The sequence below is a fragment of the Dictyobacter vulcani genome (genome assembly GCF_008974265.1).
Taxonomy (GTDB): Bacteria; Chloroflexota; Ktedonobacteria; order Ktedonobacterales; family Ktedonobacteraceae; genus Dictyobacter; species Dictyobacter vulcani.
In genome coordinates this window covers 117,670-132,949 of the sequence record NZ_BKZW01000004.1, presented here as the reverse complement: position 1 = coordinate 132,949, position 15,280 = coordinate 117,670, and the positions used below count along the sequence as shown (strand labels likewise).

Genomic DNA, 15,280 nt, shown 5'->3' with positions numbered 1-15,280 from the left:
TTATTTCCTGCGTTTAGGAGGTTTGTATGTCATTCGGAACTTACGAGAAGTCCGCTGAGCACAAACATCGTCCAGGGAAAATGCTGGGTACCACGTTGGTCTCAGTGCTGGCGATCGTCATGCTCGTGCTCTCAGCCTGCGGTGGCGGTGGTGGATCAACACCCGGCCAGAGCAGTAACAAAAAGGTAACCATTACCTATGTGCCCTCACCTAAAGGTGACAACGTCAGTAACTACAATCCGTTTAGCCCCAATGCTGGCACCGGTACCCAGGGCTTCCTGTATGAAACCTTGCTCTTCATCAACCGCTACACCGGCGTGAAGAATCCCTGGCTGGCCTCCTCATTCAATCAGTCAAGCGATCTGAAGACCATCACCTTCAAGATCCGCGATGGCGTCAAATGGAATGACGGACAACCCCTGACCAGCGATGATGTGCTGTTCACCTTCAACCTGATGAAGACGAACACTGGTATGGACACCAACGGTCTGTGGACACGGTTCATCCAGGATGTAGCAGCTCCCGATGCGACAACCTTCACCGTCACCCTGAAGCAGCCTTCTTCAGTAGCGATCTGGTGGATTGGTGGCGGTACCTACATCGTGCCAAAACATGCCTGGCAGAGCGTTTCTGATCCAGTCAAATTCGCGAACGACCAGAAACCGGTTGGCTCAGGTCCTTATCTGCTGGACAAAAACACCCCTCAGCTGGTGACCTACAAAAAGAACCCCGGCTTCTGGCAGGCCAGCAGCGTCCATGTCGATCAGATCCGCGTTCCAGCAATCAAAGACAACTCAAGCGCCGTCCTGATGCTTGCTAACGGTCAGCTCGACTGGTTAGGTGTGGCCTGGGATCCTAAACTGGATGCATCCTACACCCAGAAAGACCCTGAGCATCTGCACCACTGGTTCACCCCCAGTAACGCCGTTATGTTCTACATGAACACCAAGAAATATCCATTCAATATCCTGGAAGTCCGGCAGGCAATTAGCCTGGCGATTGACCGCGACGACATCTACAAGAAGGCCGCCGTGTTCGCACAGCCAGCCAGCCCAACCAGCATCCTGCCTTCACAGAAGTCACAAATCGCATCCCAGTATGCGGACAGCAAATTCACGGTTGACACCGCCAAATCCGAGTCCTTGCTGCAGAAGGCTGGTTTCACCAAAGGTAGCGATGGCATCTATGCCGACAAGAGCGGCAAAAAGATTTCCTTCAACATGATCGCGGTCTCCGGTTGGGACGACTGGGTCGGTTCCACCAAATTGATCTCGACCTATCTGAAGAAGATCGGTATCGACGCCAAGATCAACACCGTAGGTGACTTCACACCATACATCAATGCCCTGCAGACAGGTTCATTTGATGCAGGTATCTCCTGGACCAATCCTGGACCTACCCCTTACTTCCAGTTCTCTGATCTGTTGGATGGTCGTAAGACCGCCCCACTCGGACAGGTCGCAACCGTCAACTGGGAGCGTTGGGATGATCCAGCAACCAACAAGTTGCTGCAACAGTACGAGACCTCAAACGATACTGCCGTACAGAAGGCCGCCATCGATGGTCTGCAGAAGATCATGGTGGAGCAGGTTCCAGCCATTCCGTTGAACTACAACGTAACCTGGGATGAGTACACCACGACCCACGTCACCGGCTGGCCCGATGAGAAAAATCCGTATGATTATGCTGCACCAACCAATACACCTGATAACGAGTACATTATCCTACAGTTGAAAGCAGCCTAGCACTTCACGTGACCTATGTTGACTTCCACTGCCTTGTAGTCCTCTTGTCTATGCTCCAGTTCGCTGGAGTGTAGACAAGGGCACCTCACCATCCTCAACAACACAATCTACTTTACGACGGTACGTGCAACCCCACAGGCATAATCCATGGCAAGCGCCATGCAACACAACTACAACAAGAAAGAGGAGGAGCAAAGATGCGTCGTCTACTTAGCCGAATTGGCTTCTATATAGTCGCATTATGGGCTTCCGTCACCATAAATTTTTTGCTGCCACGGCTGATGCCAGGTGATCCCGCACAGGCATTTTTAGCAGGCATGCAGGGAAAGTCCGTGACCCCACAGCTACTGGCATCCTTACGGGCCCAGTTTGGTGTGACCAATGCGCCCTTATGGCAGCAATACTTCGCATACCTCAACCAGTTATTACATGGAGATCTGGGTGTCTCAAATACCAACTATCCCGAAACCGTCAGCCAGATCCTGGCAACCTCGATTCCCTGGACGGTTGGTCTGTTAGGTGTATCGGTCATTATCGCCTTTGTTATTGGCACCCTGCTGGGCATCCTGGTCGCCTGGAGACGTGGCTCCTGGCTAGACTCACTTCTCCCCCCCGTCATGACCTTTATCTCCGCTATTCCTTATCTGTGGATGGCCCTGGCACTGGTCTATTTCCTGGGCTTCATTCTGCATATGTTCCCGATCGGCGGTGGCTTTGACGACATGCTGGACATTGATTGGACGTCGATGGACTTTATTTCAAGTGTGGTAACCCACGCCATCCTGCCCGCCTTTACGATTGTACTGGGCTCGATCTCCGGCTGGATTCTGGTGATGCGCAATAGCATGGTCACCACCCTCTCCGAAGATTATGTCCTGATGGCTCAGGCCAAAGGCCTCCCCACACGCCGCGTCGTCTTAAGCTACGCTGCCCGCAACGCGATCCTGCCCAGTATTACCAGTTTCTCCATCTCGCTGGGAGCAATCGTCGGTGGCGCACTCCTGACCGAACTCGTCTTCAACTATCCTGGCATTGGATACGCACTGATTACCGCCATTGGTCATCAGGACTATAGCCTGATCGAAGGCTGCTTCCTGGTCATCGCCGTCACAGTACTGGCTGCTAACCTGATCGCTGACGTGGTCTATACCCTACTCGATCCGCGAGTACGGCAGGAAAGGTCATAGAACATGCAAGTAAGTTCCGAGACACTTCAGCCCCAAAATTTTCCGACGACGTTCTTACGTGGTGGACGCAATATATTCAAGTGGTTGACCTCCAATCGCAAGATGGCCATTGGCAGTGGCATCCTGGCTTTCTTTGTCCTCGTGGCCATCTTTGGACCCTTGCTGACGCATGTGTCACCTGATGCCACCTCCAATGATATCTTCTTACCGCCCTCTCTCAGTCACTGGCTCGGGACAACCAAGAGCGGTGAAGATGTTTTCTCGCAACTGGTCTATGGTGCCCGCGTCTCACTGCTGGTTGGTTTCCTATCCGCCCTGGGCTCGATCATCTTACAGGTCGCCATGGGCCTGACCGCCGGCTACTTTGGCGGCTGGATCGATAACATTTTATCATTCATCATCAACGTATTCCTGGTTCTGCCAGGTATTCCGCTGGGCCTGGTTATTGCATCCTTCGCTCCCTTAAAAGGATCCGTGGTGATTACGCTCTTGCTGATCTTCACCTCCTGGAGCTATGGCTCGCGCGTCCTGCGGGCACAAACCTTATCGATGCGCAACCGGGAATTCGTGGAGGCGGCCCGTTCTTCGGGTGAAACGACCGTACGCATCATCTTCGCGGAAATCCTCCCCAATGAGATCGCGCTGGTCGCCTCCAGTTTTATCGGCACGTTTGTCTATACCATCGCCGCCGACGTGGTGTTTGAGTTTCTCGGTCTGGGCGATGTCACCAAAACCAACTGGGGCGTCATGCTCTACTGGGCGCAGGCCGGACAAGCCCTGCTGGCCGGTGGCTGGTGGTGGTTTATCCCACCCGGTTTGTGCGTCGCCCTGGTCTGTGCCGGACTGACCCTGCTGAACTCGGGTATCGATGAAGTCGCGAATCCTCGTTTGCGCACTGAACCCAAAACGGAGAAACTGGCACGTAAGAAACAGGCAGAGATTGAGAAAGCCCCCCAGACACAGGAAGAAGTGGTAGCCTGATGAGCACACAGAACAAAAACAATCTGTTACTGGATGTACGGAATATGAGCGTGGACTACTATGCCGCCAATGGCGCGGTCCACGCCGTGCGGGACGTGAATCTGAGCTTGAAGCGTGGAGAGATTGTTGGTCTGGCCGGTGAGAGCGGTAGCGGTAAATCGACGCTGGCCTATGCGATTGCTCGCCTGCTACGTCCACCGGCAGCGATTACCGCAGGTCAGGTCCTCTATTATCCCAGTATTCAAGAGGGTGAGCGGCGCACCGCCTTTACCGCCGCCCTGGAGCAGGCAAATAGCAAAATCACGGATCCCGTGAACTCTCCCACACAATCCAGTGGCGTCGATATCTTAAAGTTAACGCCGCCCCAGTTGCGCGCATTTCGCTGGAATGAGCTCTCGATTGTCTTCCAAAGCGCGATGAATGCCTTGAATCCCGTCATGGATATCGGCACCCAGATCATCGATGTACTACGCGCCCACCAGCCAGAGCGTAGCGTGCAGTCCTGCAAAGAACGGGCCCGCGAACTCTTAAAGCTGGTCGGCATCGCTCCCGATCGACTCAGAAGCTATCCACATGAGCTGAGCGGTGGCATGCGCCAACGCGTCATTATCGCCATCGCCCTGGCCCTCAAGCCAGAGCTGATCATCATGGACGAGCCAACCACGGCCCTGGATGTCGTCGTGCAGCGCGAAATCCTGGACCTGATCAGTTCGCTGTGTAAAGAGACCGGTACCGCGCTCATCTTCATCACGCACGACCTCTCACTCTTATTAGAGCTCGTCGACCGGGTCGCAGTTATGTATGCCGGCAAACTGGTCGAGGTCGCGGATCGCAACAACTTCTACGCCCATGCCCGCCATCCCTATAGCTATGGCCTGATGAACTCGTTTCCGACCCTGCACGGGCCACGGCGCAAAATGGTCGGCATCGCCGGCTCACCACCCGACCTGCGCAACATCCCGGCCGGTTGTCCTTTCCATGATCGCTGTCCCATGGCCTTTGAGGCCTGCCATCAAGTCATACCCGCACTGCGCACCCCATTCGCCGATGCACCAGAGCAGATCGCGGCCTGTCACCTCTACGATCCCAAAATCACCCGGACCACTCAGATGCCTGGCCCTGCTGACTTAGGACGTGGTTATGAAATCCAGGCCGAAAGGAGCGTTGCCAGATGAACACCCCGCAAAATCAAGAGCCACAAGCCCATTCTGGAAGCGGAACATCTCTATAAGGAGTTTCCACTCCATAGCATGAATCCCTTCGCCGAAAAAAAATCGGTGAAAGCTGTAGAAGACGCCTCACTGGCACTCTATCCCGGCCGCGCCACGGCGCTGGTAGGTGAGAGCGGTAGTGGTAAGACCACCGTGGCACGTATGCTGGCGCGTATCTATGATCCGACCACGGGCGTCATACGCTTCCGTGGTCAGGAAGTCAAATATAAAGGCGCCCGGGTCGCATCCTCGCTACGCGCCTACCGCCGCCATATCCAGATGGTCTTCCAGGATCCATTCTCTTCGTTGAATCCGGTCCATAATGTACGCTACCATCTCAGTCGTCCACTGCGCGTCCATGGACATGCACGTAGCGAAAAAGAAGTTACCGAACAAGTTCTGGCCCTACTCAGAAGAGTAAGCCTGAGTCCGGCGGAACAATTCATCGAGAAATTTCCGCATCAGCTGAGTGGTGGCCAGCGACAGCGCGTCGCCATTGCCCGCGCCCTGGCAGCCCGCCCCGAAGTAGTACTGGCCGACGAGCCCGTCTCAATGCTCGACGTCTCGATCCGCCTGGACATTTTGAATCTATTGACCCGCCTCAAAGACGAAGAGCAACTGGCCTTCCTGTTCATTACCCATGACATTGCCAGCGCCCGCTACTTCGCGGAAGACACGCTGGTCATGTATGCCGGACAGATGGTTGAAGGCGGACCCAGCGATGATGTCATTCAGTCGCCCAGGCATCCCTATACCCAACTCTTGCTCTCGGTCGCCCCGGATCCTGATCGTGTCCAGCAGGTCATCAATCATGGCAACACCTCTGTTCCGACACGTGGAGAGATTCCAAGTCTGATCAAGCCACCAAGCGGCTGCCGCTTCCATCCACGCTGTCCACATGCCATGCCCATCTGTAGTCAGGAGAAACCGGCACGTACAGAGATCACACCGGGACACTGGACCCACTGTTTCCTCTATGATCAACCAGGAGAGAAGCCAGCAAAGCAGGCTAAGATTATTGACGCCAAGAGCGTGCAGCGCGCAAAGTAGAAAAAGAAAAAGAAAAAAAGGATTATGAATAAAGAACCACAGACATCTATTTATAGTCGCGAAGACGCCGAGCTCGCCGCCCGTTTCCTAGCCGATTTCCTCTGGGGAGCCGCGACATCGGCCTATCAGATTGAGGGGGCCGCAGCAGCAGACGGCCGGGCCCCTCAATCTGGGATCGCTTCGCGGCCACGCCGGGTAAAACCTTCCAGGGCGAGACCGGCGAGATCGCCAATGATCACTATCATCTGATGGAGCAAGACGTCGCCTTAATGGCCGAAATGGGCCTGCGCGCCTATCGCTTCTCCATCTCCTGGTCCCGCGTGCTGCCAACGGGCACTGGCGCGGTCAACCAGGCCGGATTGGACTTTTATTCACGACTGGTTGATTGTCTGCTGAAACATAATATCCAGCCCTTAGCGACACTCTATCACTGGGATCTGCCAACGCCCCTACAAGATCAGGGGGGATGGGAGAACCGCGCCACGGCCGAGGCCTTCGCGGATTATGCCGAGTTGATGACAAAGCATCTGGGAGATCGGGTTGAGAAATGGATCACCCACAACGAGCCATGGTGTGCCACCTTTCTCGGCTATGGTATCGGAATCCATGCACCCGGCATCAAAAATATTCCAGTCGTCGGCATCGTCGCCCATAATATATTGCTCTCGCATGGACTGGCCTTGCCACGCATGCGCGCACAGCTTAAAGAGACGGCCCAGATCGGCATCGCACCAAATCTATTTCCAGTCTATACCACCGAAAAATCAGCGGCCGCTTTAGAGCGCGTCGAGCAAGAACTGGATTTCCGCAATCGCTGGTTCCTGGATCCTGTTTTTAAAGGCCACTATCCCCCCAACCTGTTCAAGCATCTCAATTGTCAGGCACCCGACATCCAGCCCGGAGACATGGAACTGATCAGCGCCCCGGTCGATTTCCTGGGCATCAATTACTATAATCCACTGCACCTGGATACCTGGAAAGAAAGCGAGCAGCCAGGAGAGAAGCAGAACAGCTTCGAGATCCTGAATGCCAGTCCCGATGCAGAGATTACCGCCATGGGATGGGAAGTCTATCCCCAGGGCCTGCAGGATTTACTCGCCTGGCTGCAGCAGAACTATGCAGTGCCCGCAATCTATATTACCGAGAACGGCTCGGCCTTTCCTGATCACCTGACCCGTATCGACGCCGAGGAACGCGTAGTGGATGAGCAACGCTTACGCTATTTACGCGGCCATATCGAAGCCATCAGCAGAGCCATCGAGCAAAAAAAGACCCCCCTCTCAAAGGCTATTTCGCCTGGTCCCTGATGGACAACTATGAGTGGGCCGAAGGTTACAGCAAGCGCTTCGGGCTAGTCTATGTGGACTTCGCCACCCAGAAACGCATCATCAAGGACAGCGGCCGCTGGTACGCCGCTTTCCTGGCCGCGCAAGCATAGGTTTCGACCTACAGTTGCGGTTGACTCAAAAAAGAGAGAAAATGGTAGGCTCGGCCCTCGCGGCCGATTGGTGCCCTTCACGCGAACCTTGCCGCACCGAGATCACTTGAAGCGAGACCCACTGCGGCGTGATCATGGTGAAGAGGAGGATAGCGTATGGGGAGCCAATCGGCCGCAAGGGCCGAACCTACATTTCCGCTTTTATTGATCATTTCATGTAATTGAACCTCCTGTCGGCATAGGTAATCCGCCAACAGTAGCTGGCCGCCATATTCCCGACATTGTCCATCAGGCCGACAATAGAGCCGAGGTTGTCGAAGAGATAGTAGTGGGTACGCTCACTGCTGGTAGCCCGCTGCTAAAGCGCACACACTCCTCTTATGATGATGAATAATAATGATTTTTTCTATCTTTCCACTTATTTTTTCAACGGCTTCAGCTACTTTAGACATAGTTGGCCCTAGAAGCTTAAGGATGTCTACAAGCTAATCTTTTGGCCTGAATGGTGCAGTAATAAGTATAATAATACCGATCACAATGAAACCAATCCATATTCCATTAATAACACCACGTAATAGCAGATTATGCTGTAGATCAATACTGAACCTGAGGATGAGAAAAAGTATCCCCAAAATAATGCAGACAACACTGATAATAATTGATGTTTTACGACTTACTCTAGATTCTCTCAAGATGGCTCCTTTCATATGCTCACACCCTGCTCAACCTATTATAAAAATCGAACAGAGCATGAACATCATCACTACCAAATGGCGTATCAGTTGATTCTCAAAAATCAGACTAAACCACACAAACCTCCAGAGATAGTTTCTGCTATGTGAGGGATAAAGCCTATAATTTTATCCGCCAAGACTCTTGATCCAATTACAGTAGCTAATGCATCCGCATCAATTAATGGACCAATTGCCGCAGCCAAACCACCTTCCAAACCACCAGATATAGCTCCACAGATTATATCTTGACCAAGCTCCCATCCACTATGCTGTTGAAATAATCCGCTTAGAAGTCCATAAAATGCGCCAGCAGCAGCCCCAACGCCCATGCCTATAAAAATTTCCGCTGGATCAGGGAGAGCTCCACTCCTATCAGTTGCATTGACAGGATTATTATCAGCATACACATACGGGTTGGCCTTGAGTGTCTCCTGCAGGGTACCGCCGACGGGGGTGCGCTGGGTCCAGCGGCCGAATTGTGCATCGTAGTAGCGGATGCCGAATTTGATCAGGCCAGTCGTGGTGTCATAGTAGCCACCGGCATACTGCCAGGGGTTACGGACGCCGGACTGGACAACGCTGCCGGCGATCCCGCCAGAAGCATCGTAGGCATAGCTGGTGCTGCCGGCGGTCGGCTGCCCATCGGCGCTTCCTGTGCTGGTCGCGGTGGTGGGCTCATTGGCCGCGTTATACGTATTGTAGACCGCGGTATTTATGCATTTGTACATACAAACTTTGAAAAATTGCTTCCCTGCGAAAAAGAAATATGATATCTATTCATCTATTCAAATAAAGATAATATGACTTTTCATGCATATCTGCTAGAACCAAGGATACCCAAAGTTACGCAAAAAATCAAGATGTTTTTCGAGCGATTTGCCATTTTGATTTATTTTTTATTGTATTAGCATATAAACTCATCTATAAATGAATGAAGAGCTCATATGCATTAAGCTGAATGCTGGTAGTGAATGATTCAGGAGAAAGGGGATGCGTGTGGAGCGTGGCCTGGTTATACGTGAACAGGTCGCAGGTGCAAGCCCCAATACGTTTCGGTGAAGGTGAATAACCTCAACTCCATAGCGTGGCGTCGTGTACGTCGAGTGGGCGCCACACGCGAGGCCGCACTGCTGAGTTTACGCAGGGCAACGTGCTCGAACGACCCGCAGTGCTGTGGCGCCTACACGGATCATATTTGGTGGTGCCGGGTTGCTCGGCAACGTGGTTGGAGAGCACGCGGATCACCCCCGTACCCCTGGCGAAGAGGATCAAGAGACATGATTGATGTAGGCGCCACAGGCATGCGATGCTCGTTGAGCCCCTCGCTCAACGAGAACGCTGCATGCCGGCCTTGCGTGTGGCGCTCACTCGACGTACGATTCGCGGCTTTTGTACACAACGTCTTTCGCCACCACAAAAACGGGTCAAGCTCAGGGACATTGCTTACGTGAACAGTTTGCAGGTGCAAGACCTGCCGCTACGTTGGGGTTCTTCCGTCGTACGCCGAGCGTTCCGGACGTTTCCAGGATGCTTGCTCATGCGCGGAGTGGCCTGGACGCAATGAGGATGCTTGCTCGTACGGGGAGGGGTCGCAGCGGCAAGCACTTGCCGCTACGTTGGGTTGCCTGCTCGGACGCCAACTGGTCGCAGCGGCAAGTGCTGCCGCTACGGGGAGGGGTATGGTTCATCAGGGAAAACTAAAGAAAAAAGCCACAGTACTCAATATTCAGTCAAAACCTACACAAAGATCCTAAAAATTCGGTCAAAATTCCACCGCGGGGGTTTTACTTGTGCTATCTTGCTGTGCTACACTATGTAAGCATACATTGTTTCGACTACGTATATTGTTGTAGGACTATCGAATGTGGTAAGGATAGTTCTAACGTTGGTAGGAACATGAAGAATTTCCCTTCTCAAAGGACGATAAAATAGTATGGCACAGGAATCTGTGACACAAAACACGCAAATTGCCGTGGATAGCCACGGGGACGAGCACGCATCAGGCAAAAATCTGCTTGGTCCTTTGCTCTGTTGGGCCGTTGTCTTTGCGGACATAGGAACCTCTGTGTATTATACCCCGGGCATTCTGTATCAGACGGTCCAGGGATTAGCGGGCTTTTTCGTGTTCCTGACGATGTCAGTTTTTATTTTGCTCGCACTCAAATACGCAGAAGTCACGCATCGCTTCCCGCAAGGTGGCGGTGTCGTAACCGTAGCCGCCCAGGCTATCAACCCCTGGTTTGGCGCCATCGGTGGCATGTTCATTCTGGTGGATTACTTTCTCACCGCGGCGATCAGTAGCTTATCGGGTATTTTGTACCTGAGCGTGGTCTTTCCCGCTATTAGTGGCGTAACCGCCTCTGTTTTCATTACTATTGGCGTGCTAATATTGCTGGGTATCCTGAACTGGGTCGGCATCAGCGAGAGCGCCAAAGTTAGTCTGGTAGGCGCGGTAATCGCCTTCTTTAGCAATATCGCCATTCTGGTCACGGTCTTTACACACATGTCGTTGCCGCAGGTGCTGGCATTGATCCCGACCATGTTTAAGAGCCATACCCTGACGCCGTTATCATTCCTGGCAGGCTTTGCAGGCTCATTCCTGGCCTTCTCAGGTCTGGAGAGTATCTCACAGCTATCTCCGGTAATGAAACAGCCGCATAAAAAGGTGGCAGGTATTGCCCTGACCCTGGTCGTCTTGACGATTGGCCTGACCAGTCCAATGCTGACCATCTTCTCAACCCTGCTGCTGCCAGAAGCTGCCAGGAGTGAAGTACAATCCGCCCAGATTATTTCGCTACTGGCTGGCAAATGGGGTGGACCAGTCCTGCAGACCGAAGTGGCCATCAGTGCCAGTGCCTTGCTGATCTTCGCCAGCAACACCGCCATCATTGGTGCCTATCACGTCTTTATCGCGCTGTCACGAATGGAGTTCCTGCCTGGAGTTATTCTGCAGCGCAACAAGATGCGTGGCACACCGCACATTTCAATCGCCCTGGCAACGGGTATCCCGATTATTATTCTTGTTCTGGTCTGGGGCCGGATTAATATTCTCGGTGAGATGTACGCCTTTGGCCTGTTGGGGGCCTTCGCCCTGACCTGTCTGGGCCTGGATATTGTGCGCTATCGCGACATGAAACGCGCCGGCAGTACCCAGAGATCAGTGGCGACGACGAGGAGTGGAGAACTCGCCAATCGGGGCGAGGAGCATAAAGCGACCGAAGTCCATGATCTGATGAAATCGAACGTCCAGCCAGCAGTCATGACAACAAGTGGCGGCGTTGGTGGACAGGTGAGCGAGGTCGAAGAGGCCAGCACCCTCTGGTTCAAAATCAACTTTGTATTGGGTATTATTACCACGATCCTGGTCGTGATTGCCTGGAGTACCAATCTAGTGACCAAGCCGCTGGCTACCGCCTTCGGTACTGGCGTAACGCTGCTTGGTATGAGCATAGCGTATTACAATCATAGACGCCATCAAAAAGAGGGCAAGGTACCAGTCCCGGTCGTGGTCACACAGATCCGAGACACCTATCCCGACAACACCCTGGCCGTGCTAACCGCGGGCAACCCACACAATGGAGCAGTGATCCGTGCAGCGATCAACAACGCTGATTCACAGAAACCTGTCATCTTCCTCTACCTGGCCGGCAAGCAACAACGCGCGACCGCGCCACGCATGATGGAGATCATTGATCCTTACCTGGATGACCAGCAAGCCAAGGACACCTTCAGTAAAGCTGAGGCCCTGGCGATCAAAGGGAAGGTGCCGAACCGCACGTATGTCTATCTGATGGAAGAGCCCGAACTGGCAACCCAGATCTGGCAATCGATCCATCCACGTGACACGCTGGTGGCTATCGAGGACGACGCTCAATTCAAGGATATCAATCCGGACCGTGTGCGTTACGAACTCACGCCAGAAGGAAAAGTGGCCCACCTGCTCAAACGCTGGTAAATCCCACAAAAAATGTACTGGTCCTTGCGGCCCGTTACATCCAGAGGCCGTCATTACTCATCCGATGGGCAATGACGGCCTCTGTTTTCTATACATCAGCGATGGGATTAATCGTCGCTAGTGAAGCGGTAGCCGACCCCGGAAACCGTGAGGATGAAGCGGGGATGGGTAGGATCAGGCTCGATCTTACGGCGCAGTTGGCCGACATAGACATGCAGATAGTGGGCTTCTGTGCCATAGCCGGTGCCCCAGACCTGCGTGAGCAGCATCTGGCGCGTCATGATCTTGCCACGGTTCTTGATCAGTGCTTTGAGCAAATCATATTCGGTCGGCGTAAGTTTGACATCTTTGTCGTTCACATGCACGCTACGCTGAGCAAAATCGACTTTGAGGGGTCCGGCGCTGAAGATCGGCTCGGTCCCGGATTGGATCTGGGCGGTATGGCGCAGGGCGACCCGGACACGGGCGAGGACTTCATCCATGCCGAAGGGCTTGGAGACATAATCATCGGCACCCAGATCAAGGGCAAGAACCTTGTCGCGCTCGGTGTCTTTGACCGAGAGCACAATAATCGGCAGGTTCGATTGCTCACGCACCTTGCGGCAGACATCCAGGCCACTGATCCCTGGCAAACCCAGATCCAGCAGGATCAGGTCCGGACGATGCTGGATGACCCCTTCGAGGGCGGCCTCACCGGTATCAGCCGTAAACACCTCGTAGCCGTGCGCCGATAGACTGCGCTGGAGCGCACGCAAAATTTCGATCTCGTCATCAACGATAAGAATACGAGCCCCACTCTTACTCATGACTATGTTCCTCTTTATTATCTAGTGGCAAGGTAAAGCGAAAAATCGCGCCACCCTCAGGCCGATTTTCAGCCCAGATACGCCCACCATGGGCCTCAATTAAGCCGCGACAGACCGCCAGGCCCAGACCGGTGCCCATAATACTGGTAGCCCGGCGCTTTGCGCCTGAGACGCGATAAAACTTATCAAAAATACGCTCCAGATCATCCGGTGGAATACCGGGACCATGGTCCGCGATACTGACCTGGACCGCATCCCCCACCACCTCTACTGTAATGTCCAGCGGAGAATCGGGCGGCGTATAGCGAACAGCATTCTCTAGCAGATTAGTAATCACCTGATCGATCTGTAAATAATCCAACGGCACCGGTGGCAGATCCTCTGGGATGCGTGTATGCACCGTGCGATCTTGCAGGATCGTTTGCATATGGCCGAGCACATCGTGGATCACCTCACCCAGCGGATACAACTCTTTTTCCGCCTGCAAGGCACCACCCTCGATGCGTGACATATCCAGGATATTCCCAACCAGGCGATTGAGTCGATCAGCCTCTTTCTCTATCGCCAGCGCAAAACTACGCCTCGCCTCTTCATCCCATTCTACATCCTCTTGCAGCAAACTACTGGCCGCCGCCTTAATCGAGGACAGAGGGGTACGCAGATCGTGCGAGACCGAGGAGAGCAGGGCCGAGCGCAGGGCATCGGTACGCCTGAGTAGCTCGATCTGGAGCGCCTCTCGATGCAAGCGAGCCCGCTCAATCATCGCCGTGGCCTGATCCATAAAGGTCCAGAAAAAGGTCGCCTGATGATTCAGATCTCTGGCTGTATCCAGCAGCGCCCGCTCAACCGGAAAACGGCGCAGACCATTATTCATCAACAGCCGTGCTACCCCGACTACCCGCGTCCCCTGATGCAACGGCACCAGACGCACATAATTTTGTTCTGAAGGCGTCCCATGCAGGATACGGCGGAACCGGAACGGGAGCTCTTTGGCGGCATCGATATAGAAATCAAAGATGCGCCCCTCGCGCATCACCGATTCCGCGGTACGCATCTCATCCGGTGACAGTTGCATATGCACCACATCCTGACGCGCATCCGATTGCAGCGTCAGCTTGCCATGGACATCCGGCAGCAAAATCGCGCAATCCGTCACACCAGCTGAACCAAAATTATTCACGACCGCATGGGACACAACATCCAGCTGGCGATCCAGATTATCCTCGTTGGTCGTCGCATTCACTAGCTCATAGAGTGCCCGCGTCTCTTTCTCACGCAAAAGGGCCTGTTCGGCCCGTTGTCGCAACGCCGAGGCAAGCTCGCCCGTAATAATCGCAGTAACTAAAAATATGAAGAGCGCCAACCACTCTTCGGATTTATTAATCGAGAACGTAAAGAACGGCGGCACCAGAAAAAAGTCAAAGCTCATGAACGCGATCAGTGACGCAATCACAGCCGCGTAGAGCCCACGCATCGTGGCCAGCCCCAGCACAACCAATAGATACAAAAACGAGATGTTCGGGATAGCTGGATAGAGATGCGCCAGATAGATAATAACCGTCACAAGCATCGTCAACACAACGGCCAGACCGGCATCTGTGGCAAAACGCTGACGGCGCTGCCCCTCGGTGTTCCCAAGGAACAGCAGGTGCTGAAATTTTTTCATTGCACTCGATGAGACCTCTAGATAGTTCTAGATAGGTTCTAACTACAAATTTGATATTTCCTCATGAGAGGATATCACACAAGATAAAGAAAAAAAAGGAGAGCGCTCTTTATGCTCAGTCGCTTGGCCAGGCATTCGCACGACACCCGGCCCACAAAACACAAACACAAAAACATCCTTGCATTCCTCCTCCTTGTGCTCAGCCTGGGACTCCTGGCGGCGTGCGCCCCCGGACATTCTGGGGAGCGTGTGGTGGCATTTATACGCGATGGCAAGCTCTGGACCATCGATCCCGATGGCAATAATGCCTTTGCGACCGTCTCCCAGAACACGCCCGTGGTCGGCTATGCCTGGTCCCCAATCATCAACTCCTGGCCTTTCGCAGTCTGGATGAAGACTTCAACAAAACGCTGGAAGCCAGAGAACTCTTAGCCGAAACCACCTCACCAGTCATTACCGACACCCCCGCCACCCTCAACACCATCGGAGTCGATGGCGGCACCCCGA

Annotated in this window: 11 protein-coding genes and 1 pseudogene; 9 read left to right on the top strand and 3 right to left on the bottom strand. The window is 53.6% G+C overall.

Translation table 11 applies throughout. The annotated features are described in order from the left end of the window. Window positions 1-26 precede the first annotated feature (26 nt). From KDW_RS27885 to KDW_RS34395, 7 genes and pseudogenes are all read left to right on the top strand, one after another. On the top strand, window positions 27-1,745 hold the full coding sequence (locus tag KDW_RS27885; protein WP_151759199.1) for an ABC transporter substrate-binding protein: 1,719 nt from the start codon (window positions 27-29) through the stop codon (window positions 1,743-1,745). Window positions 1,746-1,942: 197 nt separating this feature from the next. Next, on the top strand, window positions 1,943-2,932 hold the full coding sequence (locus tag KDW_RS27880; RefSeq protein WP_151759198.1) for an ABC transporter permease: 990 nt from the start codon (window positions 1,943-1,945) through the stop codon (window positions 2,930-2,932). A 3-nt stretch (window positions 2,933-2,935) separates the two neighbouring features. Further along, complete coding sequence (locus KDW_RS27875) at window positions 2,936-3,913, top strand: ABC transporter permease (protein ID WP_151759197.1); 978 nt, start codon at window positions 2,936-2,938, stop codon at window positions 3,911-3,913. Further along, window positions 3,913-5,088: an ABC transporter ATP-binding protein gene (locus KDW_RS27870; protein WP_151759196.1), complete on the top strand. Its 1,176-nt coding sequence runs from the start codon at window positions 3,913-3,915 to the stop codon at window positions 5,086-5,088. The genes KDW_RS27875 and KDW_RS27870 overlap by 1 nt, the downstream gene beginning before the upstream one ends. A gap of 12 nt (window positions 5,089-5,100) precedes the next feature. After that, window positions 5,101-6,174, top strand: coding sequence for an ABC transporter ATP-binding protein (locus KDW_RS27865; RefSeq protein ID WP_443092591.1), 1,074 nt, complete (start codon window positions 5,101-5,103; stop codon window positions 6,172-6,174). 24 nt (window positions 6,175-6,198) lie between these two features. After that, window positions 6,199-7,481: pseudogene (locus tag KDW_RS27860) on the top strand (GH1 family beta-glucosidase). Beyond that, on the top strand, window positions 7,481-7,612 hold the full coding sequence (locus tag KDW_RS34395) for a family 1 glycosylhydrolase (RefSeq protein WP_233097943.1): 132 nt from the start codon (window positions 7,481-7,483) through the stop codon (window positions 7,610-7,612). The pseudogene KDW_RS27860 and the gene KDW_RS34395 overlap by 1 nt, the downstream one beginning before the upstream one ends. Before the next feature lie 796 nt (window positions 7,613-8,408). Here the strand turns inward: KDW_RS34395 and KDW_RS27855 are convergent. Continuing rightward, window positions 8,409-9,074, bottom strand: a complete 666-nt coding sequence (locus KDW_RS27855; RefSeq protein WP_151759194.1) for an RHS repeat-associated core domain-containing protein — start codon at window positions 9,072-9,074, stop codon at window positions 8,409-8,411. 1,205 nt (window positions 9,075-10,279) lie between these two features. Between KDW_RS27855 and KDW_RS27845 the strand changes: the two genes are divergently transcribed. After that, the gene (locus tag KDW_RS27845; RefSeq protein ID WP_151759192.1) at window positions 10,280-12,301 is read left to right on the top strand and encodes an APC family permease; all 2,022 of its coding nucleotides are present in this window, start codon (window positions 10,280-10,282) and stop codon (window positions 12,299-12,301) included. 107 nt (window positions 12,302-12,408) lie between these two features. Here the strand turns inward: KDW_RS27845 and KDW_RS27840 are convergent, their stop codons facing one another. Further along, window positions 12,409-13,107 carry a response regulator gene (locus tag KDW_RS27840; RefSeq protein WP_151759191.1) on the bottom strand — a complete coding sequence of 233 codons (699 nt, stop codon included), beginning with the start codon at window positions 13,105-13,107 and terminating at the stop codon, window positions 12,409-12,411. After that, complete coding sequence (locus KDW_RS27835) at window positions 13,100-14,773, bottom strand: ATP-binding protein (RefSeq protein ID WP_151759190.1); 1,674 nt, start codon at window positions 14,771-14,773, stop codon at window positions 13,100-13,102. The genes KDW_RS27840 and KDW_RS27835 overlap by 8 nt, the downstream gene beginning before the upstream one ends. 111 nt (window positions 14,774-14,884) lie before the next feature. On the opposite strand from KDW_RS27835, the gene KDW_RS27830 reads away from it, so the two are divergent. Further along, on the top strand, window positions 14,885-15,205 hold the full coding sequence (locus KDW_RS27830; protein ID WP_151759189.1) for a hypothetical protein: 321 nt from the start codon (window positions 14,885-14,887) through the stop codon (window positions 15,203-15,205). The last annotated feature ends 75 nt before the right edge of the window (window positions 15,206-15,280 follow it).

Bases quoted from the DNA above. Each gene is read 5' to 3' on its own strand.
- KDW_RS27885 (WP_151759199.1), top strand. From the start codon at position 27: ATGTCATTCGGAACTTACGAGAAGTCCGCTGAGCACAAACATCGTCCA.
- KDW_RS27880 (WP_151759198.1), top strand. From the start codon at position 1,943: ATGCGTCGTCTACTTAGCCGAATTGGCTTCTATATAGTCGCATTATGG.
- KDW_RS27875 (WP_151759197.1), top strand. From the start codon at position 2,936: ATGCAAGTAAGTTCCGAGACACTTCAGCCCCAAAATTTTCCGACGACG.
- KDW_RS27870 (WP_151759196.1), top strand. From the start codon at position 3,913: ATGAGCACACAGAACAAAAACAATCTGTTACTGGATGTACGGAATATG.
- KDW_RS34395 (WP_233097943.1), top strand. From the start codon at position 7,481: ATGGACAACTATGAGTGGGCCGAAGGTTACAGCAAGCGCTTCGGGCTA.
- KDW_RS27855 (WP_151759194.1), bottom strand. From the start codon at position 9,074: ATGTACAAATGCATAAATACCGCGGTCTACAATACGTATAACGCGGCC.
- KDW_RS27845 (WP_151759192.1), top strand. From the start codon at position 10,280: ATGGCACAGGAATCTGTGACACAAAACACGCAAATTGCCGTGGATAGC.
- KDW_RS27840 (WP_151759191.1), bottom strand. From the start codon at position 13,107: ATGAGTAAGAGTGGGGCTCGTATTCTTATCGTTGATGACGAGATCGAA.
- KDW_RS27835 (WP_151759190.1), bottom strand. From the start codon at position 14,773: ATGAAAAAATTTCAGCACCTGCTGTTCCTTGGGAACACCGAGGGGCAG.
- KDW_RS27830 (WP_151759189.1), top strand. From the start codon at position 14,885: ATGCTCAGTCGCTTGGCCAGGCATTCGCACGACACCCGGCCCACAAAA.